This window comes from Rhodococcus sp. NBC_00297 (assembly GCF_036173065.1).
Classification (GTDB): domain Bacteria; phylum Actinomycetota; class Actinomycetes; order Mycobacteriales; family Mycobacteriaceae; genus Rhodococcoides.
The window spans coordinates 2,759,945-2,784,456 of the sequence record NZ_CP108041.1 but is presented as its reverse complement, the minus strand read 5'-3'; the positions used below and the strand labels follow the sequence as shown (position 1 = coordinate 2,784,456).

The window sequence follows — 24,512 nt, the reverse complement described above, 5'->3', positions numbered from 1 at the left end:
GGGCATATGTCGGGGGACGTGGTCGTGATCGGGGCGGGGCTCAGCGGGTTGGTGGCAGCACGGGAGCTCGAGCGAGCGGGTCGGTCCGTCACGGTGCTCGAAGCTGCCGATCGCATCGGCGGGAAGGTGCTCACCCGAGATGTCGACGGGCACCACGTCGACTACGGCGCGCACTGGGTCGGCGGCGATCAGACGGCTGTCCTGGACCTCGCCGACGAGCTTGGTGTCGCCACCGCTCCCGAACCGCGTCGTCGACGCGGTGCGGACGAAGTGTTCGCGGCCGCCGGCCGCGTCCACCGCTATCACGGTCAGGTGCCGCGCATCCCCGTTCGCGAGTGGCTCCCCGTCGGTTCGGGTATCGCGCGACTCGACCTGGCGGTCCGCACCGTCGACCGCGCGATGCCGCTGCTGTCGACCTGGCGGCCCGGAGATCACGAGATGTCCGACGTTCTCGCGCGTCGGATGTTTCCCTCCGCCTACGGCCGCGACATCCTCACGTGCTTCTTCCGGTTGATCTTCGGCGCCGACCCGGACGAGGTCCCCGCCCGAGCCGCACTCGAGTACCTACGCGCGGCCGGCAGCCTGCGCGCTATCGCCGAGGTGCGTGACGGAGCGCAGGAACGCTACTTCGTGGACGGCACCGCATCGCTGATCTCAGCTGTGGCACAGCACCTCTCCGCCCCGCCGGAGACGTCTCGACCCGTCATCGCGATCCGGCCGGACACCTCCGGAGTCGACGTGGTCACCGCGGACGGCACAGTCCGCGCATCGTCGGTGGTTCTCGCGGTCCCCCTCCCCCGCGCCGCCGACATCGACGGTGCGCTCCCCGCCGGACTCGGGGACCGGATGCGCACCTCCCGCATGGGCGAGTACGCGAAGACCATCGTCGTGTACGACAGTCCGTGGTGGCGCGAGAACGGACTCACCGGAACGGCACTCGACGTCGACGGCCTGGTCCAGATGATCGTCGACGGCAACGCCGGACGGGACTCGCCCGGCATCCTGGTCGCCTTCAGTGGCGGTCGAGCCGCGGCAGACCTGTTCTCCCGCACAGATCGCCGTGACATCGTCGTCGCCGAGCTGGTGCGGCTGTTCGGCCCTCGGGCGCGGTCACCTCGTCGTGTCGACGACATCACCTGGTCGGCGCAACCCTGGCTGGGTGGGGCGCCCACCGCGATCCCGCCGTACGGAGGCGTCTTCCACCATCAGGACCTGACTACGGACCGCGTGCACTGGGCAGGAACGGATCTGGCCGATCGCTGGCCCGGCTACCTCGACGGGGCCGTGCGTTCCGGTCGGCGAGCGGCGCGTGAGATCCTGACTACGTCTCGAGGTGGGACCGTCTGAGATCGGGCAGCCTCCGCGGTGCCGCGAGCCGACGCAGAGCCGGTGCCACCGGTCGGCCTCGGAGAAGCCCCTCGGTGGTGCCCGCCTCGAGGGCCTTCCGGTAGACGAGGACCGCCTCCCGCACAGCATCGACCGTGTGGTCGATGTCCGAGTCCGTGTGCGCCGCGGACACGACGAACGACTGACCGAGGACACCGCGGGACAGCATCTCCTGCAGGAAGAGAGTCCGGTAGGACTGCGAGGGAACCCCGTCGGCATCCGCGGTGGCGAACACCAGGCAGCTGGGGCGTCCGAGGACCCGAAGGTGTTCCCCGACACCGGCATCGAACGCCACCGCGGTCACGGCGTCACGCAACCGGGCGCCGGCGCGCTCCATGGCGCCCACGGGGTCCTCCGTCTCGTACGCCCGGACGACGGCACGAAACGCGGCGAGCCCCGTTGTCTCCGGTCCGTGCGTCGTCGACAGCAGGAAGACTCGGTCGGAGTCCGTGCGCAGACCGCCGAGTTCCATCAGATCGCGGCGGCCGGCGAGCGCGGACAGCGGGAGTCCGTTGCCCATGGCCTTGCCCCAACACGACAGATCGGGAGTCACGCCGTACACACCCTGCGCACCCGCGGACGACCATCGGAACCCGGTGATCATCTCGTCGAACACGAGAACGGTCCCGTGTCGATCACAGGCTGCGCGGACGGCCTCGAGATACCCCGGTGACGGTTCGGCCAGCGCACCGGCTGCCTCCATGACGACGCACGCGATGTCGTGATCGGCCAGGATCCGTTCCAGCGCAGGGGTGTCGTCGAACGGGAACCGATGCACCGCGCCGTGCGGGATTCCCGCGTTCATCTCCGTCGTCCCGATGAACCAGTCGTCGACCGAGAAGAACGGCTGCGCACAGACCGCGATCTCGGTACGGCCGGTGACCGCACGCGACAGGCGGACGGCCGCGGTGGTCGCATCGGAGCCGTTCTTCGCGAACTTCACCATCTCCGCGGTGGGAACGGTCCTCAGGAAGTCCTCCGCCGCGAGCACTTCGAGCTCGGTCGGCCTCGAGAAGTTGGTTCCCCTGGCGACCGCGTCCGCCACGGCGTCGACCACGGGACGGTACCCGTGTCCCAGTGTGACCGAGCGCAGACCACTCCCGTACTCGACGTACTCGTTGTCGTCGACGTCCCACACACGGGCGCCGACGCCGTGCGTGAGGATCGGGGTGAGGTGCTCCGGGTACTGATCGGAACCCCGTGCGTACGTGTGGCTTCCACCGGGGACGAGGCGGTGCAGACGTTCCTGGAGTTCCGAGGATCTCTCGTGTGTCATCGCGTGGCCTCTCGGCGATCGTCGTGGGAGGGTATGGTGTCGTCGGGATGGTCCGACTCGCGTCGCAGGACGGTCCGCGCGGTCGTGGCGACGAACCACAGCGCCACCGCCCACTCGGAGACGAGCACCCCGACGACCATGGTCACGACCGATCCGGTGACCGAGGTGATCAGCAGAGCCGACGCCGCGAAGGTGACGCCGAGGACGGCGCCGCTGAGCACCGTCGACGTCCGACCCTGCGCCGGCAGCACGGCGGTGGTGACGTAGGACGTGAGCGTGGTGGCAGGGAGGATCCAGGCGAGGATGCGCAGCAGGTCCGTCGCCTCGGCGAACTCGGTGCCGTAGACGATGCGGATCACCAGGGGGGCCACGAGCGTCAGCCCTGCCGCGGCGACGACCGCGAGTGCGAGACACCCCGCCGCACCCTGCATCGTCCGCGCCCGGAAGGCCTGGCCGTCCCGAATTCGGGTCATCCGCGGGAGCAGCGCGAACCCGATCGGATCGAGAACCGACTGTCCCGCTCGGACCAGCCGGTCCGCGGCCGAGAACAGGCCCAGGGAGACCGCGTCGAGCACCGTGGAGTACGCCGCCGCGCCGCCCTGTCCGTAGCCGGTCAGCAGGAGCCGCGACGCGAGCACCGGTGCCGCCGTTCTCAGAGTGTCACCGACCCGCCACGAGGGAACGAGGCGTCCGAAGTGCCGGTCGGCGTCCACGCCGGTGGCGATCACGGTGACGATGGACGAGCCGCCCAGACAGGCCAGCGCGACCTCGGGCGACGGGAACTGCGGCAGCAGAACGACCAGCGCCAGCAGGTATGCCACACGTCCGGCGGCCTGGTAGGCGGTGGAGGCACCGAAGCGGCCACGACCGATCAGCAGCCAGTCCTCCGACAGTGACCAGACACCCCCGGCGACCGCCCCGAGCAGGATCATCCGGGCGGCACCGTCCACACCGGCGGCCCACCCGACCAGCGCCGCGACGACGAGCACGGCGAAGAGTCCGCACCGCACCACCGCGTACGCGCCACGCACCTGCGTGATGTCGGGGTCGTCGACGCGCGCAGCGAAGTACTGCGTGGCACCGAGATCGACGAGAACCGAGCCGAGGAAGTACGCCGACATCCCCACCGCGACGAGCCCGACTCCTTCGGTTCCGAGCAGCCGGGCTGTCAGCGGCAGGGTGACGAGCGTGACGAGGAACTGACCGTAGGTGCCGAAGCCCACGAGCAGGACGTCTCGGGCGAGCCGCAGCATCAGCGCCGCAGGAGGCGGTCGGCCACGTCGCCGGCTCGCGCACGTAACCGGGTGAGCACGGCGCCGAGAATGCGTCCGTCTCCGGCGAGGACGTCGCCGGTGGAGACCAGAGCCGGGAGTTCGCGTGCGAGACGGTGATGCAGCCGGACCGACTCGCTGAGTTTGCTGTAGCTCGACGTCCGGCTGCACAGGTTGAAGGTCGAGTCGCGCCACGCTGCGTCGATGGTGGAGACGCCGTGGAAGTCCCCGTGAGCGCCCATGCGAGCGAACAGATCGACGTCCATCGGGAACACCAGGTCGCCGCGGAAACCGCCGACCCGGTCAAACAGATCCCTGCGGAAGGTGGTGGCCGCGGTCGGCCCGAACTCGGCGGGACCGCGGCGCACGATGATGCCCGCGAGATCCTTGCCCGGGCGTCGACCGAGCAGGCCGGGGAGGCCGAGCCCGGTCTCCTTCACCGACCCCTGCTCGTCGATCACCTCGAACTTGGACGAGACCACCGCGATCCCGGGATCGTCCAGTACGGCCTGCTGTCCCGCCAGCGCACCGGGACGGAGCACGTCGTCGGCGCACACCACCTTGACGAGCCGGCCCGTCGAGGCCCGCACGGCCGCGTTCCAGTTGTCCCCGATGGCGAGCACCCGGTCGTTCCGCACGATCCGGACGCGCTCGTCGCGGAAGGAGCGGGCGATGTCACCGGTCGCGTCGGTGCTCGCGTTGTCGAGCACCAGGACCTCCATGTCCTCGTCCTGGTCCAGGACGGAGGCCAGTGTGGTCTCCAGGGTGCGCGCGGCCTCGTAGGCCGGGATGCACACCGAGAGCGGAGCGGTCATGAGCGAAGTCCTTCCGTGGCCGAGTCGAGATCGACGAACGACATCTCCGGATGTGCCGCAGCGACTTCCGGGAGGAGATCCGGGACGGTCACCACCACACGGTCGGGACGATGGGTGTACAGCCATTCCGGGCCGACGATGGGAACGTCCGTACCCGGCATGCGGCGGCCCCATTTCGCCGGGGACGCATCGACGACCGCGCCGACCGTCTCCGTGGTCACCCCCGCCATCGCGAACAGAGCGACCGCGCGCGACGCCGCTCCGTACGCGGCGAGCGTCACACCCGCGCGAGACGACGCGCCGAGTCTCGCCCGCACCGCCTCGACCTCGGCGACGGCGGCTGCTCCGAGGGACGACACGACGGTGGGATCGGTGACGGCGGCGGCAGCCTCGGCTTCCCGCACGCGCCGTGCCGTCACGAGGTCGTCCTCCCACACCGGGAGGCGCACCGAGTCGTCGCGCATCGCCGAGACCAGGAGAGTCCCGCCGTAGAGGTCCGACTCCCAACACCCGGTGGGCATCAGACCCGCTGCCCACAGAGCGGTCTCGAGCGCGGTCGACGACCAGTAGGCGAAGTGTCCGTGGCGGAGCGCCGTCCACTGGCGATCCCGCACGATGGTCATGAAGGAGTGGACCTGCAGCACCAGTACGCCGCCGTCGCCGAGCAGCGCCCGACGTTCACGCAGAGCGGCCGCCTGGTCCGGCTCGTGCATCAGCCCGAAACCGTCGACGACGAGGTCGGCGGAGCGCGAACCCGCCACGGCCGGACCGGCATCCGCGACGCCACGGGATCTCACGTCGGGGATCCAGGACCCACCGTGGGGGCTTCCGTACTCGCGGACCACGGCGCCGTCGGGGAGCCACCCGCGTCGCACGATCTCGTCCATCGCCCGAGAAGCGGCTCGCGTCAACGCCTCCGGCTCCACTCCACGCGGCTCATTCGCGCGGGTGTCGTCGTCCAGGAGCTGTGCCAGGCCGCACGTCGTGCACAGGCCCATCGCGAGAGCATGCATCTCGTCGCCCTCGGGAGAGGACTCGGCCGTCGGGAAACTGTCCGCGGCCGGCACGAGACCGAGATCGAGCACCGTGGACACCGTCGCCGAGGCGCAGGCTCTGCACGAACTCATGAGATTCTCCGGCTCGTCGTACGCGGGGAGCACCCGTCGGCGACACTGGACTCATGCGCGTCGAGACCACACCTCTGCGAGACGTCCTGCTCTTCCTGCCCACCCCGCATCGCGACGATCGGGGTTTCTTCACGAGGACCTTCGACACCGAGATCTTCGACGCGGCGATCGCCGAGCACACGACCCTGTCCACGAGAGCCGCTGATTTCCGTCAGGACTCCCAGTCCCGTTCCGCCGGCGGCGTTCTGCGTGGCCTGCACGGGCGAGGAGGCCGAGGCGAGGCCAAGTTGGTGCGGTGCGCCCGCGGCGCCGTCCAGGACGTCCTGGTGGACACCAGAACGGAGTCGCCCACCTTCGGTCAGTGGTTCGACGTCGTGCTCGACGACGTGGAGTGCGCGCACCTGTTCGTGCCCCCAGGCTTCCTGCACGGCTTCCTCACCCTGGGCGAGACCGCAGACGTGTGCTACCGGATCGACCGTCCGCACGAACCCTCCGAGGACGTGGGCGTCCGCTGGGACGACGCGGATCTGGCGATCCGCTGGCGCGGGACGCCGAGCATCGTGAGCGACCGGGACGCGGCAGCGCGGTCCTGGCGCGACCTCGTCGCCGGCGGGTGATCTCTCACGCACTGCCGACACCCACCCGCGTCCTGCGGAGGTTCTCGTCGATCGCGCCGGTCCGCTGGAGCTCGGTGACGCGGGCCAGACGCGTGAAGCGCTGCGCCAGTGCGTCCGCGGTGAGACCGTGGCGGGCGTATGCGGCGACCAGCTCTTCAGCGCCGGCTCGGACACTCCACTCGGGGACGAAGGCGGGCAACACCTCTCGCGCCGCGGAGAAGTCGACGCGGTAAGACCGCGGGTCGGCGCCGTATTCTCCGGTGACCACCACCTCGGCACCCGTCACGTCGGCGACCGTCTCGGCGATGTCGCGCACCGTCACGTTGTTCGCCTCGGTGCCGATGTTCAACGCCCGGTTCCGAATTCGGTCGACCGGCGCCTCGAGCGCGGCCGCGAAGGCGTACGCGATGTCTCGCGCGTGCACGAGGGGTCGCCACGGCGTGCCGTCGGACTTGACGACGATGCGTCCGGTGAGGAACGCCGACGCCGTGAGATCGTTGACCACGATGTCCGCCCGCAGCCGCGGTGAGTAGCCGAAGGCCGTCGCGTTGCGGAGGAACACCGGCGCGAAGCTGTCGTCCGCCATGGCCGCGACGTCGTCCTCGACGCGCACCTTGCTCACGGCGTAGGGGGTGAGGGGCCTCAGCACCGCGTCCTCCGTGACCGCGTCCTGACCGGCGGCGCCGTAGACCGAACAGGTGGACGCGTACAGGAACCGGCCCACCCCCGCATCCTTCGCGGCACGTGCGAGACGCACGGAGGCATGGTGATTGATGTCGTGCGTGATCTCCGGCGCCAGCGTGCCGAGCGGATCGTTCGACAGTGCGGCGAGGTGCACCACCGCGTCGACACCCGTGAGATCGGCGGCTACGACGTCGCGCAGATCCGTGGCCAGGGTGACCGGATCCGCGGGTGCGTCACCGAGAACGCAGTCCGCGAACAGGCCGCTGTCGAGCCCCACCACGGTGTGACCACGCTCCTGCAGGAGTGGAACCATGACGGTACCGAGGTATCCCTGGTGTCCGGTGACGAGTACACGCATGCTGTTCACGACCCTTTCGTCTGCGGTGCCGGACGGTCCGACCGCAGGTTCTCCGTGTGCAGGAGTATCTTCTCCACGACGAACGCCTCGGCATATCTGCTGCGGCACTGCACTCCTCGCACGCGCGCCAGCCCGAGAAAGGTCTCGGAGTCGTACCAGTCGTGGTGATGCTGCGAGGGGTAGTGCCGCGACAGCAGCTCCGCCTTGCGCACCGCCACGTCGTCGGCGAGCGGATAATAGAGACCGGGTGTCGGAAGATCGGACTCCCACTTGACGATCTCGTAGCCCAGCACCAGATGGTCGCGAAAGACGGTGGGAACCAGCTCCGCCAGCAGGCGGTGATCCTGGTGCGCGTCGCGCCGCTGCGGTGCGAGTACGACGTCGGGCTCGCACGTACGCCGGAACTGTTCGAGTCCGTTCTTCACCGCGCTCCAGTGATCAGGGGAGCGGCCGTCCGGCACGTCGAGCACGGTGAGCGACACCGGTCCGTCCGAACAGAAGTCCGACAGTGCCTTTCGCTCCTCGGCTTCCCGCTCGGTACCGCCGCCCGACGACACCAGAGCGTGCACCTCGACATCTCCCCCACGGGTGAGGTCGAGGAGCGTTCCTCCGGCGCCGATGGCGATGTCGTCCGGATGCGCCCCGAGCACCGCCACCGAGCGGATACGGCTGGGGGACAGGCCAATCACGCGACGACGCTCGACAGTGGCGGTCGATTCCGATCGCCCTCCCACACCGCCCACGGGCGAATGCCGCGCCCGTAGTCGTTGTCGAGTTCCGCACGCTCCTTGAAGGTGTCGGCCGGCTTCCAGAATCCCTCGTGCCGGTATCCGAACAGTTCCCCGCGGCCCGCCAGTGTCATACACGCATCGCCGACCAGATCGCCCCCCTCCGGAATGTGGTCGAAGACCTCCTGACTGAGCACGAAGTACCCGCCGTTCTCCCAGATGGGAAAGCGGCTCACCGGAACGATGTCCTTGATCTCGCCGGCCTCCGACACGTCCACGCAGTGGAAGCTCGACTGCGGCGGCACCACCAGCATGGACGCCACGGCGCCCGACTCGTGATAACGCTCGATCATCGTGTCCAGCGGGGCGTCGGTCAACACGTCCGAGTAGTTGGCGAGGAAGTAGGGATCGCCGTCAAGGTGGTCACGGACGCGCCGCAACCTCTCGCCGATGGGCGACTCGACGCCGGTGTCCACGAACGTGATCGACCAGTCGCTCATGTCCGTGCTCAGCAACTCGACCTTGCCGTCGCGCATGACGAAGTCGTTGGACTGCTCCTCGTGATAGTCCAGGAAGAACTGCTTGATCGCTGCCGCGCCGTAGCCGAGGCACAGCACGAAGTCCTTGTGGCCGTAGTGTGCGTAGTACTTCATGATGTGCCAGAGGAGCGGACGGGGCCCGACCATCTGCAAGGGCTTCGGGATGTCGTCGTTGCGGTCGTTGCGCATGCGCATTCCGTAACCGCCACAGAACAGTACGACCTTCATGCCAGAGCCTCCGATGTGTCGAGCCGCCCGATGTCGGCGGTGTGGAGAACGGGGAGTGGGAACACGACGCGCCCACCCCACTCGGCGACGTAGCTCAGCTGCTCGGTGAGCTCGCTCTCGAGATTCCACGGCAGGACCAGGACCACGTCCGGACGATCCGCCGCGATGCGATCGGGATGGTGCACCGGGATTCGCGTCCCCGGTGTGAACCGGCCGTGCTTGTAGGGATTGCGATCGACGGTGTACTCCACCAGGTCCGTTCGGATGCCGCAGTAGTTGAGCAGGGTGTTGCCCTTGCCCGGCGCGCCGTATCCGACCACGCGTTCACCCCGCCGGCGACAGTCGAGGAGGAACTCGAGCAACGTCGCTCGGACCCCGCGCGCCGCCTTCTCGAGCCCGCGATAGCCGACCACGTGATGCAGTCCCGCGCGCTGCTCGGCCGCGAGCAGGTCGAGGGTGCGCTCGCTGGGCGGGCCGGCGTTCGCGGACGGTGTCGCCCAGATCCGGATGGAACCACCGTGGGTGGACAGTTCCTCGACGTCCACGACGGTCAGGTCGCCTCGGGCGAGCGCCCTCGTCGCCGTCAGGACCGTCCAGTACTGGAAGTGCTCGTGGTAGACCGTGTCGAACTGTGCGTCGGCCACCAGGTGGAGGGCGTGGTGCACCTCGATGCTGACCATGCCGTGGTCCGACACCAGCGTGCGCAGCCCCTCGGTGAATCCCGCGACGTCCGGGATGTGGGCGTACACGTTGTTCGCGACGACGAGGTCCGCCGGCCCGTGCGCGGCACGCACCTGCGCCGCGGTCGTCGGATCGAGGAACGCTGTCTCCGTCGGAACACCGGACTCACGCGCTGCCGCACCGACGTTCACGCTCGGCTCGATACCGAGGCAGCGGATTCCGGCGTCCACGACGTGCTGCAGGAGATAGCCGTCGTTGCTCGCCACCTCGACCACGAACGACTCGTCGGACAGATCCAGGCGGCGCACGGACTCCTGCACGAACGTCCGGGCATGGTCGACCCAGCTGCTCGAGAACGACGAGAAGTACGCGTACTCGGTGAACGTCTCGGCCGGCGACACGAGAGCCGGAATCTGCAACAGCAGGCACTCTCGGCAGAGACGCAGGTGCAGGGGGAAGGTGGGCTCCGGATCGTCGAGCTGCGCTGCGGTGAGGAACGATTCGCACGGCGGTGTCGCGCCCAGGTCGAGGACACTCTCGAGGTCGGCGGATCCGCAGAGACGGCAGTGCATGAGCATTCCTCACTGGCAGGCCGCGCGTCCGTGTCGGGCCCCGCCGACGGGGTGGACCGAACGCGCTGCTTTGTACGATTTGCACGTATTCTGCCATAGAAAAATACCCTGTGCCGGTTTCCGGCTCCAAATCATTCGCTCGAACTACATCTCACCTCCGCTGCGTGTTGTGAGAACACACGGGCCACAGGGAACGATCCGGTCACTCCTCGGGTTCGGTGAGCCCCGCCCGCTCGTCGCGCTCGGCCCACTCGATCAGCGGGGCGATCGAGTACACGGCATCGTCGATTCCTGCGTGCAGATCACCGAGATCCGCGAATCGGGACGGCACCGTGTACATGGTGAGGTCCCGCGGCTCCACGTCGGCGATCTCGTCCCACGTGATCGGCGTCGACACCGTCGCGTCCTGATTGCCGCGCACGGAGTACGCGCTCGCGATGGTGTGGTCGCGGGCGTTCTGGTTGTAGTCGACGAACAACTTCGTCGGGTCGCGGTCCTTGCGCCACCACGTCGTGGTCACGTCGTCCGGCGCGCGCCGCTCCACTTCCCGAGCGAACGCCAGTGCGGCCCTGCGGACATCGGCGAAGCCTTGCTCCGGCGCGATACGCACGTACACGTGCAACCCGTTGCCGCCCGACGTCTTCGGCCACCCGACGGCACCGAGTTCGTCGAGCACCTCGCGCGTCACCGCCGCCACCCGGCGCACCCGGTCGAAGGAGCAGTCCGGCATCGGATCCAGATCGATGCGCCACTCGTCCGGACTCTCCACGTCGGCGCGCCGGCTGTTCCACGGATGGAACTCCACCGTCGACATCTGCACGGCCCAGATCACATGCGCCAGTTCGGTGACGCAGAGTTCGTCCGCGGTGCGGTCGTAGCGCGGAAAGGTGACCCGCACCGTCTCCATCCAGTCCGGAGCGCCTTTCGGCAACCGCTTCTGGTGCACCTTCTCCCCGGCGAGACCGTCGGGGAACCGGTGCATCATGCAGGGCCGCTCCCGCAGCGCGCGCACGATGCCGTCGCCGACAGACAGGTAGTACTCGACGAGACCACGCTTGGTGGCTCCGCTCGCCGGGAAGTACACGCGGTCGGGGTTGGACACCCGCACCGTGCGTCCGCTGACCTCGAGTTCGATCGCCGGTGACGTGGCTGCCATGACGCGATACTAGTGCGGCCCGAGGGGGTACACAGGAACACGTCGGAGTTCGTACGAGCGAAGGAGCACCCCTTGATCTTCATCACCGCCAAGTTCCGAGTGAAGGCAGAGCACGCGGACGACTGGCCCGAGATCTCGCGAGCCTTCACCGAGGCCTGCCAGGCGGAGGAGGGATGCCTCTGGTACTTCTGGTCGCGCACACTCGACGATCCCACCGAGTACGTCCTCGTCGAGGCCTTCCGCGACCCGGATGCCGGTGCGACACACGTGCAGTCGGACCACTTCAAGCAGGCGCAGAAGGATCTCCCGCCGTACCTGCAGGAGACTCCGAAGATCGTCAGCACCGAGGTGGAGGGCACCGACTGGTCGGAGCTCGGCGAACTCGCGGTCTAGTTCCGCGCGTCCACGATCTCGGCGAGCGTGCGGACGGCGTCGGCGAACACCCCCGGCAGTTCCTGCGGCGGGTTGTGGCCGGCGTCGACCGCACGCACGTCGACGAGATCCGTGAAGTGCGCGCCGTGGTCGGGCGATCCGTACAGGGCGGCGACCGTGTCCTCCGTCGGATCGAGGACGACGGTCGGCACCGTGATCGACGGCTGCCCGGCGAGCGCGTCCTGCGTGGCCGCGTACCGCGGGTCCCCCGCCGCGAGTCCGTACCGGTGTCGATACGAGTGCACCGCGACGTCGACGAAGTCCGGGTTGTCGAACGATGCTGCGGTGGCGGCGAATTCGGAGTCTCCGAACCGCCACGTCGGCGACCAGTCGGTCCACAACGTCTGCGCGATCTCGGCGCGGTAGGCAGCGAGGCCGGCGCGGCCGCGCTCCGAGTGCAGGTAGTACTGGTACCAGTACCGCTTCTCGAGGTGCGGCGGTGCCGGCGTCGTCACGGCAGCCTCGATGTCCTGCACCAGGTAGCCGGACACGCTGACCAGACCCGACACCGACTCGGGCCACAGCGCCGCCACCGCGCACGCCGCGCGGCCACCCCAGTCGTAGCCGGCGACGATCGGACGGTCGAGTGCCATCGCCCCGATGAGGTCGTGCAGATCGTGCGCCAACGCGGCCTGCTCTCCCGACCGCATCGTGGAGTCCTCGACGAACCGCGTGGGCCCGAAGCCGCGCAGGTACGGCACCACCACGTCTGAACCCGTGTCGGCCAGCAGTCGGGCGACGTCGTCGTAGGACCGGGTGTCGTACGGGAAGCCGTGCAGCAGCACCACAGCCCGCCCCGCCGGATCGCCGTAGCGCTCGTAGGCGACGTCGAGAACCCCGGCCCTGACGGTGCTGATCACTGGTGCCATGGATCCATCATGCCCGTCGACCACTGCGGCCGGCGGAGGTAACCACACCGATGCAGTGGTCGACGAACCGCTGCCGATCGACCTCGATTCCGCCGTCGAGGTACATCGTGAACAGAGCCGTGAGCGCCCCCACGACGCCGGTCGCCGTCAACTGCCTGTCCACCTCGTCGGACTCGAGCTGCTCGCCCACCACCGACACGAAGACGGGCATCGTCGTCATGCCCAGCGTGCTCAAGGCAGGATCCACGAACGTCGCTGTCAGAAGCACTCGGCCACGAGCCGGTTCGTCGATCATCAACTCCACGAATGCCGTGACGGCGCGGCGGGCGCGCTCGTCCGGGCGACGGGCCTGACCCACGGCCGTGACCAGTGCCTCGCGCGCACCCTCGGCGACCTCGCGATAGACGGTGCGCACGAACGTGTCCCGATCGGTGAAGTTCTCGTAGAAGTAGCGTTCGGTGAGCGACGCGCGCGAACACACCGAGCGCACGGTGACGGCGGGCCGACCGACCGAGCCGAGAAGTTCCACCCCGACCGCCAGCAAGGTTGCGCGCCGCTGCTCCCGCCGCGCCTCGAGCGTGGTCACGTTGCGACACCTCACTGTTGACGACCGTCCACCCAGGACCCTACGGTGACAACATGCGTAGTCAGCCGTTGGGGCCGGAGTCACTCACCTGGCGATACTTCGGGGACTGGCGCGGCATGCTGCAGGGGCCCTGGGCCGGCTCCATGCAGAACATGCATCCCGCCCTCGGCGCTGCCGTGACCGAGCACTCGACGTTCGAGTCCGAGCGATGGCAGCGCGTGATGCGGTCGCTGTACCCCATCGGGGGCGTGGTCTTCGACGGCGACCGTGCCGCGAACACCGGCGCTCGAATCCGTAACTACCACAGAGACATCAGCGGTCTCGATGCCCACGGGAAGCCGTACCACGCCCTCGATCCCGATGTCTTCTACTGGGCGCACGCCACGTTCTTCGTCGGCACGATGCTCACCGCCGATTACTTCATGGGCGGGATCAGCGAGGCCGAGCGTGAGCAACTGTTCGTCGAACACCGGCAGTGGTACTCCCTGTACGGCATGAGCATGCGCCCGGTTCCCGAGACCTGGGCCGACTTCCAGCACTACTGGGACCACATGTGCCGCGAGGTCCTCGAGGACACCGCCGCCGCACGCTCGGTGCTCGACATGTCGGCCCTCCCCCGCCCGCCCTTCCTCCCATTGTTGCCCCAGCGAATGTGGGCCCTTCTGCTCCCCGGCATCGAGAAGTCCGCGGTGCGGATAACTGTCGGCCTCTACGACCCGGCGGTCCGAGATCTCCTGGGCTACACCTGGACCGACAGGGACGAGCGGTGGCTTCGCCGTGTCGGCACGCTGGTGAACCTCGCCTTCCGCATGGTCCCGGCGCGCCGGCGTATGCATCCCCGGGCCCGAGCCGGCGTCGACATTGCTGCCGGTCGGCAGCCCGCGAACTCGCCGCTCGCGGAGACCCCCGACCGCAACCTGCCGCCTCTCGGGCGTCGGGACAACCCCCGGCATTACGTACCCGGCCGCTGATTGCACGTAAGTGCACCCGATCGCGGACGAATCGGCGGAATGGCAGATTCCGGCACCATAATGTGGCTCCAGATGCAACAGCCGCTGGAGGGCTCTTGATGAGCGATCGGTAGTCCACAGGGGCACCTCCTAGTTGGACTACCGCCACTACGGGCGTCGCGACACTGTTGCGATGGACGTATTCACCTGGCACCAGCTCATCGCCGGCGGAATCGACGGCTCGACGGTGAGCCGGCGGGCCGCACGCGGCGCTCTCCACCGGGTGCTTCCCGGTGTCTACTCGTCGGAAGTGCCTACGTACACCACACGTTGCGAGGCAGTGAGGCTCTGGAAGCCCGACGCAGTGTTCAGCCACGACACCGCGGCGTGGATGTGGGACCTTCTCCCCGAGGAGCCGGCCCTGGTGCACGCGACTGTTCCGAGGACCGGCACCACGAGGGGTCCCGCCTGGGTGAGGTTGCATCGTCGAACCCTGACGAACGTCAGATGGTTGGGGGACATACCTGTCGTGTCCCTCGAACACGCGATCCTCGACGTCGCCGGCACGTTGACCCGGCCGCAGTTCGAGAAGGTGATCGACAGGGCGCTGTCACGGGCGGTGAGCTGGCGTTCCCTGGCTCAGCTGTGCGACGAGGCGAAGGGGATGACCGGCATGCGTCTGCTGCGTGACCAGTTGCGGCGAGCATGCCCGAACACGTTGTCCGAACCCGAGCGCAGAGTTGCCAGGGCGCTCACCGCCCGGAACCTCGACATGGAGATCAATGGCAAGGTCGGCCCGTACTACGGAGATCTGGTGGACCGGCGCGGGCGCGTGGTGGTGGAGATCGATGGGCGTGAGTTCCACACGGCTGTAGACGTCTTCACCAGCGATCGTCGCCGACAGAACGCACTGGTACTGGACGAATGGATGGTGCTGCGATATTCCGCAGCGACCGTGTCCGCACACGTCGACGCTGTCGCGGACGAGATAGTCGCCACCGTGCGCCGTCGACGATCCTTGGCTCGACGACGCACGTGACTGCACCCGATCGCACCCGAATCTGCCGTTTCGCAGAATTACCGACGATCGGGTGCCTACACGTGCAGCGAGGCCGCCACCTCCCCGAGCGCCCCCTCGAACTGGTGCCCACCCCGCTGGTGCTCGACCACCCGAGCGCCCGGGAGCCGCGCGGAGGCCAGTGCCAGGTGCGCGAACGGCACCACGTCGTCGTCGCGGCAGTGGTGCAGCGTCAGGGAGACCTCCGGCGGGACGGTCGGCCACTCGTACTGGTGGACGTCCCAGCCCGCGGCACTCCAGTCGGGCATCGCGAGCAACGTGGCGGCGGGAACCCGGAGCGAGGCGAGCACGTGCAGCAGGACGGTGGCGCCGAAGGAGTGGGCGATCACGACGTCGGGCCTCGCCTCGAGGCTGCGGCGTATCGGTCCTGCCCACGCCTCGACGCTCATGTCGTCGCTCGGGATGCGGGGCATGTCGACCGTCGCGCCGAGCAGCGCGCCGAACTCCTCCGCCATCGGCTCGTCGTCGTCCTCGCCGCCGGCGCCGTGGACGAACAGGAGTCTCGTCATACCGATACCGACTCGACGGGGCGCCGGAACTCACCGCGGAACGCCGAGAGCCGGCCACCCGTGAGGGTGACCGGCTCTCGTGCGATCAGGGAGCGGGACTCAGAAGTCCATGCCGCCCATGCCGCCGGTCGGATCGCCCGCGGGCGCTCCGGCCTTCTCCGGCTTGTCGGCGACGACGGCCTCGGTGGTGAGGAACAGAGCCGCGATCGACGCTGCGTTCTGCAGTGCCGAGCGGGTGACCTTGACCGGGTCGTTGATGCCGGCGGCGAGCAGGTCCTCGTACTCGTTGGTCGCGGCGTTGAGGCCGTGGCCGAGGGGGAGGTTGCGCACCTTCTCCGCGACGACGCCGGGCTCGAGGCCGGCGTTGAACGCGATCTGCTTCAGCGGTGCCTCGAGGGCGACGCGAACGATGTTCGCGCCGGTGGCCTCGTCGCCCGTGAGGTTGAGGTTCTCGAGTGCGGGAGCCGACTGCAGCAGCGCGACGCCACCACCGGCGACGATGCCCTCCTCGACTGCTGCCTTGGCGTTGCGCACGGCATCTTCGATGCGGTGCTTGCGCTCCTTGAGCTCGACCTCGGTGGCGGCACCGGCCTTGATGACTGCAACGCCACCGGCCAGCTTGGCCAGGCGCTCCTGCAGCTTCTCACGGTCGTAGTCCGAGTCGGAGTTCTCGATCTCGGAGCGGATCTGCGAGACACGACCCGCGATGGCGTCGGCGTCGCCGGAGCCCTCGATGATGGTGGTCTCGTCCTTGGTCACGACGACCTTGCGAGCCTGGCCGAGCAGCTCGAGTCCGGCACCCTCGAGGGAGAGGCCGACCTCTTCGCTGATGACCTCGCCACCGGTGAGGATGGCGATGTCGGCGAGCTGCGCCTTGCGACGGTCACCGAAGCCCGGTGCCTTGACGGCGACGGACTTGAAGGTGCCGCGGATCTTGTTCACGACGAGGGTGGAGAGCGCTTCGCCCTCGACGTCCTCGGCGATGATCAGGAGCGGCTTGCCGGACTGGATGACCTTCTCCAGCAGGGGCAGCAGGTCCTTGACGGTGGAGACCTTCGAGCTGACGAGCAGGATGTACGCGTCCTCGAGGACGGCTTCCTGACGCTCGGCGTCGGTGACGAAGTATCCCGAGATGTAGCCCTTGTCGAAGCGCATGCCCTCGGTGAGCTCGAGCTGCAGGCCGAAGGTGTTGGACTCCTCGACCGTGATGACGCCTTCCTTGCCGACCTTGTCCATGGCCTCGGCGATGAGCTCGCCGATGGACGCGTCGCCTGCGGAGATACCAGCGGTCGCAGCGATCTGCTCCTTGGTGTCGATCTCCTTGGCGGACTTCAGCAGGGACTCGGTGACAGCGGCGACGGCTGCCTCGATGCCGCGCTTGAGGCCGAGCGGGTTCGCGCCGGCTGCGACGTTGCGCAGGCCTTCGCGGACGAGTGCCTGAGCGAGAACGGTCGCGGTGGTGGTGCCGTCACCTGCGACGTCGTCGGTCTTCTTGGCGACCTCTTTGACCAGCTCTGCGCCGATCTTCTCGTACGGGTCCTCCAGCTCGATCTCCTTGGCGATGGACACACCATCGTTGGTGATCGTGGGGGCGCCCCACTTCTTCTCGAGTACGACGTTGCGACCCTTGGGGCCCAACGTCACCTTGACTGCGTCGGCGAGGCTGTTCAAGCCCCGTTCGAGGCCACGGCGTGCCTCTTCGTCGAACGCGATGATCTTGGCCATTGCGAAGTGATCCTCCGGATTGGGGGTGACACACGAAGCGACCACGGGTGGGTCGCTCCCTTTCCACATCCGGCCGAGTCGGTGCCCGCGACGGACGACCAGGGGTGTCGATGATTCCCGATCTCACCTCTTCGACCTGGCACTCACAGTACGCGAGTGCCAACCAGATTTCTAGCAGTCGAGGTGGTCGAGTGCAAGGTCGTCGTCGAGTGGTCGCGATTCACACGGTGTTCACGTGCCGGAACGACGACCGACTCACGCGTGAGAAGAATGTGTGACGCGACCAGTTGTCGCGCGCCACAACAGAATCCACGCGAATCGGACATATACACCCGCCCACCCCTGCGGACGAAAGGACCACATCGTGTCCGATGCAGTCGACACCGGTTACGACAACTCGGCGATGGCACACGAGGAGGAGGGCTACGACAAGGGCCTGAAGCCTCGGCAACTGCAGATGATCGCCATCGGCCGGCGCGATCGGCACCGGCCTGTTCCTCGGCGCGGGCGGCCGCCTCGAGTCCGCGGGCCCGGGCCTGTTCATCATCTACGCCGTCTGCGGCGTCTTCGTCTTCTTCATCCTCCGAGCGCTCGGCGAGCTGGTGCTCCACCGCCCGTCCTCCGGATCGTTCGTCTCCTACGCCCGCGAGTTCTACGGCGAGAAGGCCGCCTACGCGGCCGGGTGGATGTACTTCCTCAACTGGGCGATGACGGCGATCGTCGACGTCACGGCCGTCGCGACGTACATGCACTACTGGGGCGCCTTCAAGGGCATCCCGCAATGGACCATCGCCCTGATCGCACTGGCCATCGTGCTCGCCGTGAACCTGGTGTCGGTGAAGTGGTTCGGCGAGATGGAGTTCTGGGCGGCCATGATCAAGGTCGCGGCGCTGGTGACCTTCCTGGTCGTGGGCACCGTCTTCCTCGCCGGTCGTTTCGACGTCGACGGCCAGTCGACCGGCTTCGGCGTCATCTCGGGCAACGGCGGCCTCTTCCCCACCGGGGCGTGGCCGCTGGTCATCGTCACGTCAGGTGTCGTCTTCGCCTACGCGGCCGTCGAGCTGGTCGGGACCGCGGCCGGAGAGACCGAGAACCCGGCGAAGGTGATGCCGCGGGCCATCAACTCCGTCATCTTCCGCATCGCGGTGTTCTACGTGGGATCGCTGATCCTGCTGGCGCTGCTGTTGCCGTACACCACCTACCGGGCCGGGGAGAGCCCCTTCGTCACGTTCTTCTCCCGCATCGGCGTCGACGGCGCCGGCACGATCATGAACATCGTCGTGGTCACCGCGGCGCTGTCCAGCCTCAACGCCGGGCTGTACTCCACGGGCCGCATCCTGCGGTCGATGGCGATGAACGGCAGCGCGCCGTCGTTCACGGCGCGGATGAGCCGGAACGGTGTCCCCTACGGCGGCATCCTGCTCACCGGCGCCCTGACACTGCTCGGCGTGGCGCTCAACGCGTTCAAACCCGGCGAGGCGTTCGAGATCGTGCTCAACATGTCGGCCCTCGGCATCATCGCCTCGTGGGCGACCATCGTGCTCTGCCAGCTGCAGCTCTACCGGTGGAGCCGCAAGGGCATCCTCGAACGGCCGTCGTTCCGGCTCTTCGGGGCGCCGTACACGAGCTACGCGACGCTCGCGTTCCTCGCTGCGGTGCTGGTGCTCATGGCGCTCGACGCGCCGATCGGGACGTGGACCGTCGCCACACTCGTCGTCATCGTGCCGATGCTCATCGGCGGCTGGTTCCTCGTCCGGGCCCGCGTCCTCAGCGTCGCCGAGGAGCGGATGGGCTACACGGGCAAGTACCCCGTCGTCGCGAACCGGCCGACGGATCCCGAGACGCCGAGCGACTAGCGACGTCGGTACCAGGGCCGACCGGGCACAGGTGGCGGGGAGGCCGGAGGCCGGCCGGGCTCAGGTGGCGTGTGGTCCCTCAGGGCCCGCGCCACCGCCACGCTCAGGTCGTGGCACGACGCGAACCGGTCCGCCGGCTCCTTGGCCAGCGCGCGCTGCACGACGGCGTCGAGGCGGGTCGGCAGGTCGGCCCGACGCGAGCTGACGGACGGCGGGGTCCGCCTCAGCTGGGCGTCCATGACGGCGAACGGAGTGGCCAGCGGGAACGGCGGCCGTCCCGTGAGCAGTTCGACGAGGGTGGCACCGAGCGCGTAGATGTCGGTGCGGGCGGTGAGCGTGCCGCCCCGCAGCAGTTCGGGTGCCGCGTAGCCGATCGACGTCAGCACCGTCCCGTCGTCCGACACCAGCGGTGTCGGCGAGGACGTCGACCGCGCGATTCCCCAGTCGGACAGCAGAACCTGCTCCCTGGTGTCCGCATCGGCGACACTCGCGAGCAAGATGTTGGCCGGCTTGACGTCCCGGTGGACGATCCCGAGCCCGTGCGCGTGATCGAGGGCTCTCGCCACGCCGTCGACGATGCGGGCGGCTCGGTGGGCGTCGAGTGGGATCTGTCCGCGCGCGACGAGGCGGGCGGCGCTGTACCCGTCGACGTGCGACATCGACATCCACGGCCGCCCGCGGAACTCGCCGTGATCGTGCGCCGCGACGATGTTCGGGTGCTGCAGCAGGGCCCCGATCCGCACCTCGGCCGCGAACGCGTCCCGCGGGGCGTCCGCACGCAGGATCTTCAGGGTCTCCGGCGGTGCCGATCCACGTCGGGCGAGATACACCTCGGCGGTGCCGCCGTGACCGAGCAGTCTCTCGACGCGGAACCCCGCGAACTCGGATCCCGGCCGCAGGACCACTACCGACCGATCTCCAGCACCGCCGGCAGGTCCGCGACGGAGTCGACGACGAACGCCGGTTGCATCGCGTACTGGTCGCGTGCGTGCCGGTCGAGGCGTTCCTGACGGAACTTGCCCGTGCGGACCAACATGCCGCGCATGCCGACGACCTGGGCGGCGAGCACGTCGTTGTCGAGATCGTCCCCGACCATCACCACCAGGTCCGGATCGACGCCCATGCGTTCCGCCGACGTCTGAAAACCGAGCGGCGCCGGCTTGCCGACGGCCGTCGCCGTGCGGCCGGACGCCGATTCCATGCCCGTCAGATACATGCCCGTGTCGATGCGCAGCCCCTCGGCCGTGGTCCACATGAGGCTGCGGTGCATCGCGACGACGGGCACGCCCTGACACATCCAGTCGTAGACCCGGCTGAGCGCCTCGTGAGTGAACTGCTCGCCGGCGCCGCCGAGCACCACCACGTCCGGATCGCTGTCGACCCACTCCACGCCGGGCAGATCGTCGGCGATCCGGCCGCTGTTGAGGAGGACGCACCGCGCACCGGGGTACCGCGTCCGCAGGTGGTCGGCGGTGAGAGTGGCCGCGGTGACGATCTCGTCGGCGTGCACCTCGATGCCCGCATCGGTGAGCGCGTCGGAGATCTGCTCCCGCGTCTTCGACGTGGTGTTGGTCAGGAACGCGCACGCCACGTCGTTGCTGCGCAGCGTGCTCACCGTCTCCGCGGCCCCGGGCACGGGACGCCAACTGGTCATGAGCACACCGTCGATGTCGAACAGCACCCCACCGATCGGACTCATGCGACGAGCCTAGTGCCGCTACGGGTTCGGGGCAGGATGGGCGGGTTCGACTTTCTCGGCCGCGCCCGCGGACCGGGCCAGGGCCACCGCCGAGACCACCACGAGAATCAGGGCGACGACCAGCACCACCGTGACCTCACGATCGGCGTCGAGGTACTCGCCCAGCACGACGAATCCCAGCAGCGACGCGACCATCGGTTCCATCACGGTCGTCGCGGGCAGCGAGGCCTGCAACGCACCCACCTGGAAGGCCGACTGCTGCAGCGAGATCGCGACCACGGCCACGGCCACGAGCGCGTACGGCTCGAACGAGGTTAGCAGCGGCTGCGGTCCGCGTCCGGCGAGGTGGACGACACTCTTCGTCAGCACGGCCGCGACGCCGAACAGCGCACCGCCGGCCAGTCCCAGCAGCAGGGCGCGCCGGGACCGGGAGCCGCTGCGCGCGCCGAGAACACAGGCGAGAACGAACGGGATTCCGACGCAGAGAACGACGACCCAGTGCCGCGTCTCGGCGCGTTCCACGCCGGGCCGCGGATCGCCCACGACGACGAGGACCGCGATGGCCGCCGTCAGCGCGGCAGCCCACAGCCAGTCCTTCGCCGACACGGTGCGGCCGGAGAACCGAGCACCCAGCGGCAGCGCGAACAGCAGGGACAACACGAGGAGCGGCTGCACCAGGAGAAGGGATCCGAGCCCCAACGCCGCCGCCTGCAGGCCGTAGCCGCCGATGCCGACGACCGTGCCGATCCACCACAGCGGCTCGCGGATCAGCGTGGTGATGGGTCCCAGCCGACCGACGGACTCGTCGGGAATCGACGCCGCCGACCGCTGGCGGACGACGGTACCGACAGCGATGCACACCGCCGCCCCGACGGCGCAGAGCACCGCCAGGACGGTGGCGTTCACGACGGTTACAGACCGGCGATGCAGGACCGCCCGGTGGAGAGGTCGAGAGCGAAGGAGTTGAGACCGGCGCAGTTCACGCCCGTGACCGTGCTGGCCGTCGCGCCGCCGCCGTACCCGGCGATGGCGACGGAGGTGGCTCCGTTCGTGGCGAAGGACTGCGAGATGCCGCCACCGAGGGAGTACGAGTACGAGGTACCCGCTCCCAGAACGGCACTCAGCGCGGTGCCGAAGCCGGTGGCGTTCGACGTCGAGCGCCCGCCGTCGGCGACGCTGACCGCGGTACCGCTCTCGGACGCCGACGACGTGGCGACGCCGGCGCCGGTGGCCTTGGCTCCGCAGCTGGCCGTGTCGCTCACCTGGATGTCGTTGGCCGCGGGCGGGGACACGCAGGTGACCGGAGCCGCGGACGCCACCCCGGTACCGAGGATCGCCCCTGCGGCGATGGTGGCGCCGACCGCGACGGCTGCGCCGAATCGCGTTGCACAAGAGGAACTTCGATCCGAGCACGTGGCGTTGGAGAAGAAGGACGAGGTGGGGATGAACGACACGGACGGCTCCTGAGGCTGTGCGAGAGAATGCATCGTGCAATGCACCGCAGACCTTACCGCCCGCTCGTCCCTACCGGCGGGTAACTCCATAACGATTCGATGTTGGGTTCAGCGGACGTGGCGCTGCCAGTCCCAGGGGACCCGAGACGACGGTCCGGGCACCGTCTGGTCCATCGGATGATGCTGCGGCGCAGCGAGTTCGGGACCGTCGAAGCCCTCCTCGGTGACGTAGTTCCAGAACCACGTCTCCCCGGGTTCGAACGACTGCACGACGGGATGACCGCTGGTCGCGGCATGGGCACTCGCGTGCTGCGACGGTGAGGAGTCACAGCATCCGACGTGGCCGCACTGAGCGCACCGACGCAGGTGCACCCACCACCCGTCGGTGGCGTCGCACTCCACGCAGCCCGTGCCGCTGGGCGGTACCGCGGTGTCGATTCCGTTCGTGCTCATCCGACTTCCTCCTCTGCGGTCGGCATCGGCGCCCCGGCCGGGCCGTCGATCGGTATTCGTACCTGGAACCGGGTGTCTCCCGGCTCCGACAGCAACCGTAGGTCGCCGCCGTGCTTCTTCACCACGATCCGCCACGAGATGTCGAGGCCCAGACCGGTGCCCTCGCCCACAGGCTTGGTGGTGAAGAACGGTTCGAAGATGCGGGACCGGATCGCCTCCGGAACCCCCGGGCCGGTGTCCCCGATCTCGATGAGGGCCGTGTCGTTCTCCCGCGCCGTGCGCAGAGTGAGCGTTCCGTGGCCGTCCATGGCCTGTACGGCGTTGTCGATGAGGTTGGTCCACACCTGGTTGAGCTCCGCGGCGTACGCCGCGACGGGAGGCAGCGCCGGGTCGAAGTCCTTGACCACCGTGATGTCGTCGCCGATCTTGCGACCGAGCATCACCAGGGTGCTCTTGAGGAGGACCCGCAGATCCACCTTCTGGAACGGCGCACGGTCCATCTGCGAGTACTGCTTCGCGGCGTTGACCAGCGTCGACACCCGTGTGGTGGAATCGGAGATCTCGTTCATGAGCAGTTCGGTCTCGATGGTGTAGTTCAGCCAGCGGATCGTGCTCTCGAGAAGCTCCGCCCCCGTGTCCGCGGCGACGCGCTCGAGCCAGTCGGCCTCGATGCCGGCCTGCACGAAGGTCGGGGCGAGATTCCACCCGTCGGAGATGCCGTGGTCCTCGAACCACTCCCCCAGCGCGTCCTCCCGGTCGGAGGCCTCCATGGGAGTGAGCTCCGGCGCCTTGCCCACCAGTTCGGCGGCCTCGTCCTGCAGGCGGATCAGACCCGTCAGGGAGTCGGTGTCGTAGACGCCCGACGCGATGACGCCGAGTTTGCGGCGCATATGCGACACCCGGTCCCGCAGCGCCGCCGTCGCACGGACCGCCGCGGCGGCCGGGTTGTTCAGCTCGTGTGTCAGACCGGCCGACAGCGACCCCAGCGCCAGCAACCGCTCCCGCTGGTCGATGACCTGCTTGCTGCTCTGCTGACCGAAGAACAGTCCTTCGAGCATGTGGACCGCCATGGGGAACCACTCTCGAACCAAGTCCCCGAACCGCTCGGCGTCGAGCACGAAGAACCGGGACGGACGCGTCACGTCCATACCCGACATGTACTTCTGCGGGGCGCGGTCCCCGAGGTACGCCTGCCACGCACCCGCGTAGACGCCCCGCGACGACGTGCGGTTCACCTCGATCTTCTCGCCGCCGGACATCTTGGTCAGCACCAGTTCCCCGTCGAGGAGCACGTAGAAGCACGTGGCGTCGTCGCCCTCCGCGAACACGGGACCGGCCTCGATCATCTCCACGTGCCCGTTGGCACACAGTTGCTCGAGCTGCTCGTCGTCGAGCGACTCGAAGAGGAACAGCGTCTTCAGTTCCTCGGTGCTGCAGTCGAGTTCGGTCATGATGATCCAGCT

25 protein-coding genes and 1 pseudogene are annotated in these 24,512 nt (G+C 68.6%); 7 read left to right on the top strand and 19 right to left on the bottom strand.

The features are described 5' to 3' along the window. The first annotated feature begins 6 nt into the window (after positions 1-6). Positions 7-1,347 carry a flavin monoamine oxidase family protein gene (locus OG947_RS13300; RefSeq protein WP_328812048.1) on the top strand — a complete coding sequence of 447 codons (1,341 nt, stop codon included), beginning with the start codon at positions 7-9 and terminating at the stop codon, positions 1,345-1,347. On the opposite strand, the gene OG947_RS13295 is transcribed toward OG947_RS13300, so the two are convergent. Genes OG947_RS13295 through OG947_RS13280 form a run of 4 tightly spaced genes read right to left on the bottom strand, consistent with a single transcriptional unit; the run spans position 1,322 to position 5,875 of the window. Further along, positions 1,322-2,662 carry a glutamate-1-semialdehyde 2,1-aminomutase gene (locus tag OG947_RS13295; RefSeq protein WP_328812047.1) on the bottom strand — a complete coding sequence of 447 codons (1,341 nt, stop codon included), beginning with the start codon at positions 2,660-2,662 and terminating at the stop codon, positions 1,322-1,324. The two genes, OG947_RS13300 and OG947_RS13295, sit on opposite strands and share 26 nt — an antisense overlap. Then, positions 2,659-3,915, bottom strand: coding sequence for a lipopolysaccharide biosynthesis protein (locus OG947_RS13290; RefSeq protein ID WP_328812046.1), 1,257 nt, complete (start codon positions 3,913-3,915; stop codon positions 2,659-2,661). The genes OG947_RS13295 and OG947_RS13290 overlap by 4 nt, the downstream gene beginning before the upstream one ends. Then, the gene (locus OG947_RS13285; protein WP_056441485.1) at positions 3,915-4,748 is read right to left on the bottom strand and encodes a glycosyltransferase family 2 protein; all 834 of its coding nucleotides are present in this window, start codon (positions 4,746-4,748) and stop codon (positions 3,915-3,917) included. The genes OG947_RS13290 and OG947_RS13285 overlap by 1 nt, the downstream gene beginning before the upstream one ends. After that, positions 4,745-5,875 (bottom strand): class I SAM-dependent methyltransferase, encoded by a 1,131-nt coding sequence (locus OG947_RS13280; RefSeq protein WP_285184294.1) that lies wholly within the window; start codon positions 5,873-5,875, stop codon positions 4,745-4,747. The genes OG947_RS13285 and OG947_RS13280 overlap by 4 nt, the downstream gene beginning before the upstream one ends. A 53-nt stretch (positions 5,876-5,928) precedes the next feature. On the opposite strand from OG947_RS13280, the gene OG947_RS13275 reads away from it, so the two are divergent. Next, positions 5,929-6,492, top strand: a complete 564-nt coding sequence (locus OG947_RS13275; RefSeq protein ID WP_027506284.1) for a dTDP-4-dehydrorhamnose 3,5-epimerase family protein — start codon at positions 5,929-5,931, stop codon at positions 6,490-6,492. Between the two features lie 4 nt (positions 6,493-6,496). Here the strand turns inward: OG947_RS13275 and OG947_RS13270 are convergent, their stop codons facing one another. The 5 genes from OG947_RS13270 to ligD form a co-directional block, all read right to left on the bottom strand. After that, positions 6,497-7,534 carry an NAD-dependent epimerase/dehydratase family protein gene (locus tag OG947_RS13270; RefSeq protein ID WP_027506283.1) on the bottom strand — a complete coding sequence of 346 codons (1,038 nt, stop codon included), beginning with the start codon at positions 7,532-7,534 and terminating at the stop codon, positions 6,497-6,499. A 5-nt stretch (positions 7,535-7,539) separates the two neighbouring features. Beyond that, positions 7,540-8,223: a PIG-L deacetylase family protein gene (locus OG947_RS13265; protein WP_328811154.1), complete on the bottom strand. Its 684-nt coding sequence runs from the start codon at positions 8,221-8,223 to the stop codon at positions 7,540-7,542. After that, positions 8,220-9,029 carry a glucose-1-phosphate cytidylyltransferase gene (locus OG947_RS13260; protein WP_027506282.1) on the bottom strand — a complete coding sequence of 270 codons (810 nt, stop codon included), beginning with the start codon at positions 9,027-9,029 and terminating at the stop codon, positions 8,220-8,222. Before OG947_RS13260 ends, OG947_RS13265 begins: the two co-directional genes overlap by 4 nt. Further along, positions 9,026-10,282 carry a class I SAM-dependent methyltransferase gene (locus OG947_RS13255; RefSeq protein WP_056442274.1) on the bottom strand — a complete coding sequence of 419 codons (1,257 nt, stop codon included), beginning with the start codon at positions 10,280-10,282 and terminating at the stop codon, positions 9,026-9,028. The genes OG947_RS13260 and OG947_RS13255 overlap by 4 nt, the downstream gene beginning before the upstream one ends. Before the next feature lie 202 nt (positions 10,283-10,484). Beyond that, entirely contained in the window at positions 10,485-11,438 is a 954-nt protein-coding gene (gene ligD / locus OG947_RS13250) for a non-homologous end-joining DNA ligase (protein WP_328812045.1), read from the bottom strand. 72 nt (positions 11,439-11,510) lie between these two features. On the opposite strand from ligD, the gene OG947_RS13245 reads away from it, so the two are divergent. Next, complete coding sequence (locus OG947_RS13245; RefSeq protein WP_027506279.1) at positions 11,511-11,831, top strand: putative quinol monooxygenase; 321 nt, start codon at positions 11,511-11,513, stop codon at positions 11,829-11,831. On the opposite strand, the gene OG947_RS13240 is transcribed toward OG947_RS13245, so the two are convergent. Beyond that, a complete protein-coding gene (locus tag OG947_RS13240) occupies positions 11,828-12,739 on the bottom strand; it encodes an alpha/beta fold hydrolase (protein ID WP_328812044.1) in 912 nt (303 codons plus the stop codon). The genes OG947_RS13245 and OG947_RS13240 overlap by 4 nt on opposite strands. Before the next feature lie 7 nt (positions 12,740-12,746). Further along, the gene (locus tag OG947_RS13235; RefSeq protein ID WP_328812043.1) at positions 12,747-13,325 is read right to left on the bottom strand and encodes a TetR/AcrR family transcriptional regulator; all 579 of its coding nucleotides are present in this window, start codon (positions 13,323-13,325) and stop codon (positions 12,747-12,749) included. 53 nt (positions 13,326-13,378) lie between these two features. Between OG947_RS13235 and OG947_RS13230 the strand changes: the two genes are divergently transcribed. Then, the gene (locus OG947_RS13230) at positions 13,379-14,296 is read left to right on the top strand and encodes an oxygenase MpaB family protein (RefSeq protein WP_328812042.1); all 918 of its coding nucleotides are present in this window, start codon (positions 13,379-13,381) and stop codon (positions 14,294-14,296) included. Positions 14,297-14,468: 172 nt separating this feature from the next. After that, the gene (locus OG947_RS13225) at positions 14,469-15,314 is read left to right on the top strand and encodes a DUF559 domain-containing protein (protein WP_328812041.1); all 846 of its coding nucleotides are present in this window, start codon (positions 14,469-14,471) and stop codon (positions 15,312-15,314) included. A gap of 56 nt (positions 15,315-15,370) precedes the next feature. On the opposite strand, the gene OG947_RS13220 is transcribed toward OG947_RS13225, so the two are convergent. Then, on the bottom strand, positions 15,371-15,862 hold the full coding sequence (locus OG947_RS13220; protein WP_328812040.1) for an alpha/beta hydrolase: 492 nt from the start codon (positions 15,860-15,862) through the stop codon (positions 15,371-15,373). Positions 15,863-15,961: 99 nt separating this feature from the next. Beyond that, the gene (gene groL, locus OG947_RS13215) at positions 15,962-17,587 is read right to left on the bottom strand and encodes a chaperonin GroEL (RefSeq protein WP_027506274.1); all 1,626 of its coding nucleotides are present in this window, start codon (positions 17,585-17,587) and stop codon (positions 15,962-15,964) included. Between the two features lie 403 nt (positions 17,588-17,990). Between groL and OG947_RS13210 the strand changes: the two are divergent. Beyond that, a pseudogene (locus tag OG947_RS13210) lies at positions 17,991-19,443 on the top strand (amino acid permease). Here OG947_RS13210 and OG947_RS13205 read toward each other — a convergent pair. The 4 genes from OG947_RS13205 to OG947_RS13190 are packed head-to-tail and all read right to left on the bottom strand — an operon-like array spanning position 19,440 to position 22,476. Beyond that, positions 19,440-20,348, bottom strand: coding sequence for a serine/threonine-protein kinase (locus tag OG947_RS13205; RefSeq protein WP_328812039.1), 909 nt, complete (start codon positions 20,346-20,348; stop codon positions 19,440-19,442). The pseudogene OG947_RS13210 and the gene OG947_RS13205 sit on opposite strands and share 4 nt — an antisense overlap. Beyond that, positions 20,348-21,142 carry an HAD-IIA family hydrolase gene (locus tag OG947_RS13200; protein WP_027506272.1) on the bottom strand — a complete coding sequence of 265 codons (795 nt, stop codon included), beginning with the start codon at positions 21,140-21,142 and terminating at the stop codon, positions 20,348-20,350. Before OG947_RS13200 ends, OG947_RS13205 begins: the two co-directional genes overlap by 1 nt. Before the next feature lie 18 nt (positions 21,143-21,160). Next, positions 21,161-22,048, bottom strand: a complete 888-nt coding sequence (locus OG947_RS13195) for a DMT family transporter (protein WP_328812038.1) — start codon at positions 22,046-22,048, stop codon at positions 21,161-21,163. Positions 22,049-22,053: 5 nt separating this feature from the next. Continuing rightward, positions 22,054-22,476, bottom strand: coding sequence for a DUF6764 family protein (locus OG947_RS13190; protein ID WP_328814020.1), 423 nt, complete (start codon positions 22,474-22,476; stop codon positions 22,054-22,056). Here OG947_RS13190 and OG947_RS13185 point away from each other — a divergent pair. Further along, the gene (locus OG947_RS13185) at positions 22,439-22,609 is read left to right on the top strand and encodes a hypothetical protein (protein WP_328814090.1); all 171 of its coding nucleotides are present in this window, start codon (positions 22,439-22,441) and stop codon (positions 22,607-22,609) included. The two genes, OG947_RS13190 and OG947_RS13185, sit on opposite strands and share 38 nt — an antisense overlap. A 95-nt stretch (positions 22,610-22,704) precedes the next feature. On the opposite strand, the gene OG947_RS13180 is transcribed toward OG947_RS13185, so the two are convergent. Together OG947_RS13180 and OG947_RS13175 are read right to left on the bottom strand one after the other, a co-directional pair. Further along, positions 22,705-23,049: a UBP-type zinc finger domain-containing protein gene (locus OG947_RS13180; protein ID WP_056441460.1), complete on the bottom strand. Its 345-nt coding sequence runs from the start codon at positions 23,047-23,049 to the stop codon at positions 22,705-22,707. Continuing rightward, entirely contained in the window at positions 23,046-24,500 is a 1,455-nt protein-coding gene (locus OG947_RS13175) for an ATP-binding protein (protein ID WP_328812037.1), read from the bottom strand. The genes OG947_RS13180 and OG947_RS13175 overlap by 4 nt, the downstream gene beginning before the upstream one ends. Positions 24,501-24,512 lie beyond the last annotated feature (12 nt).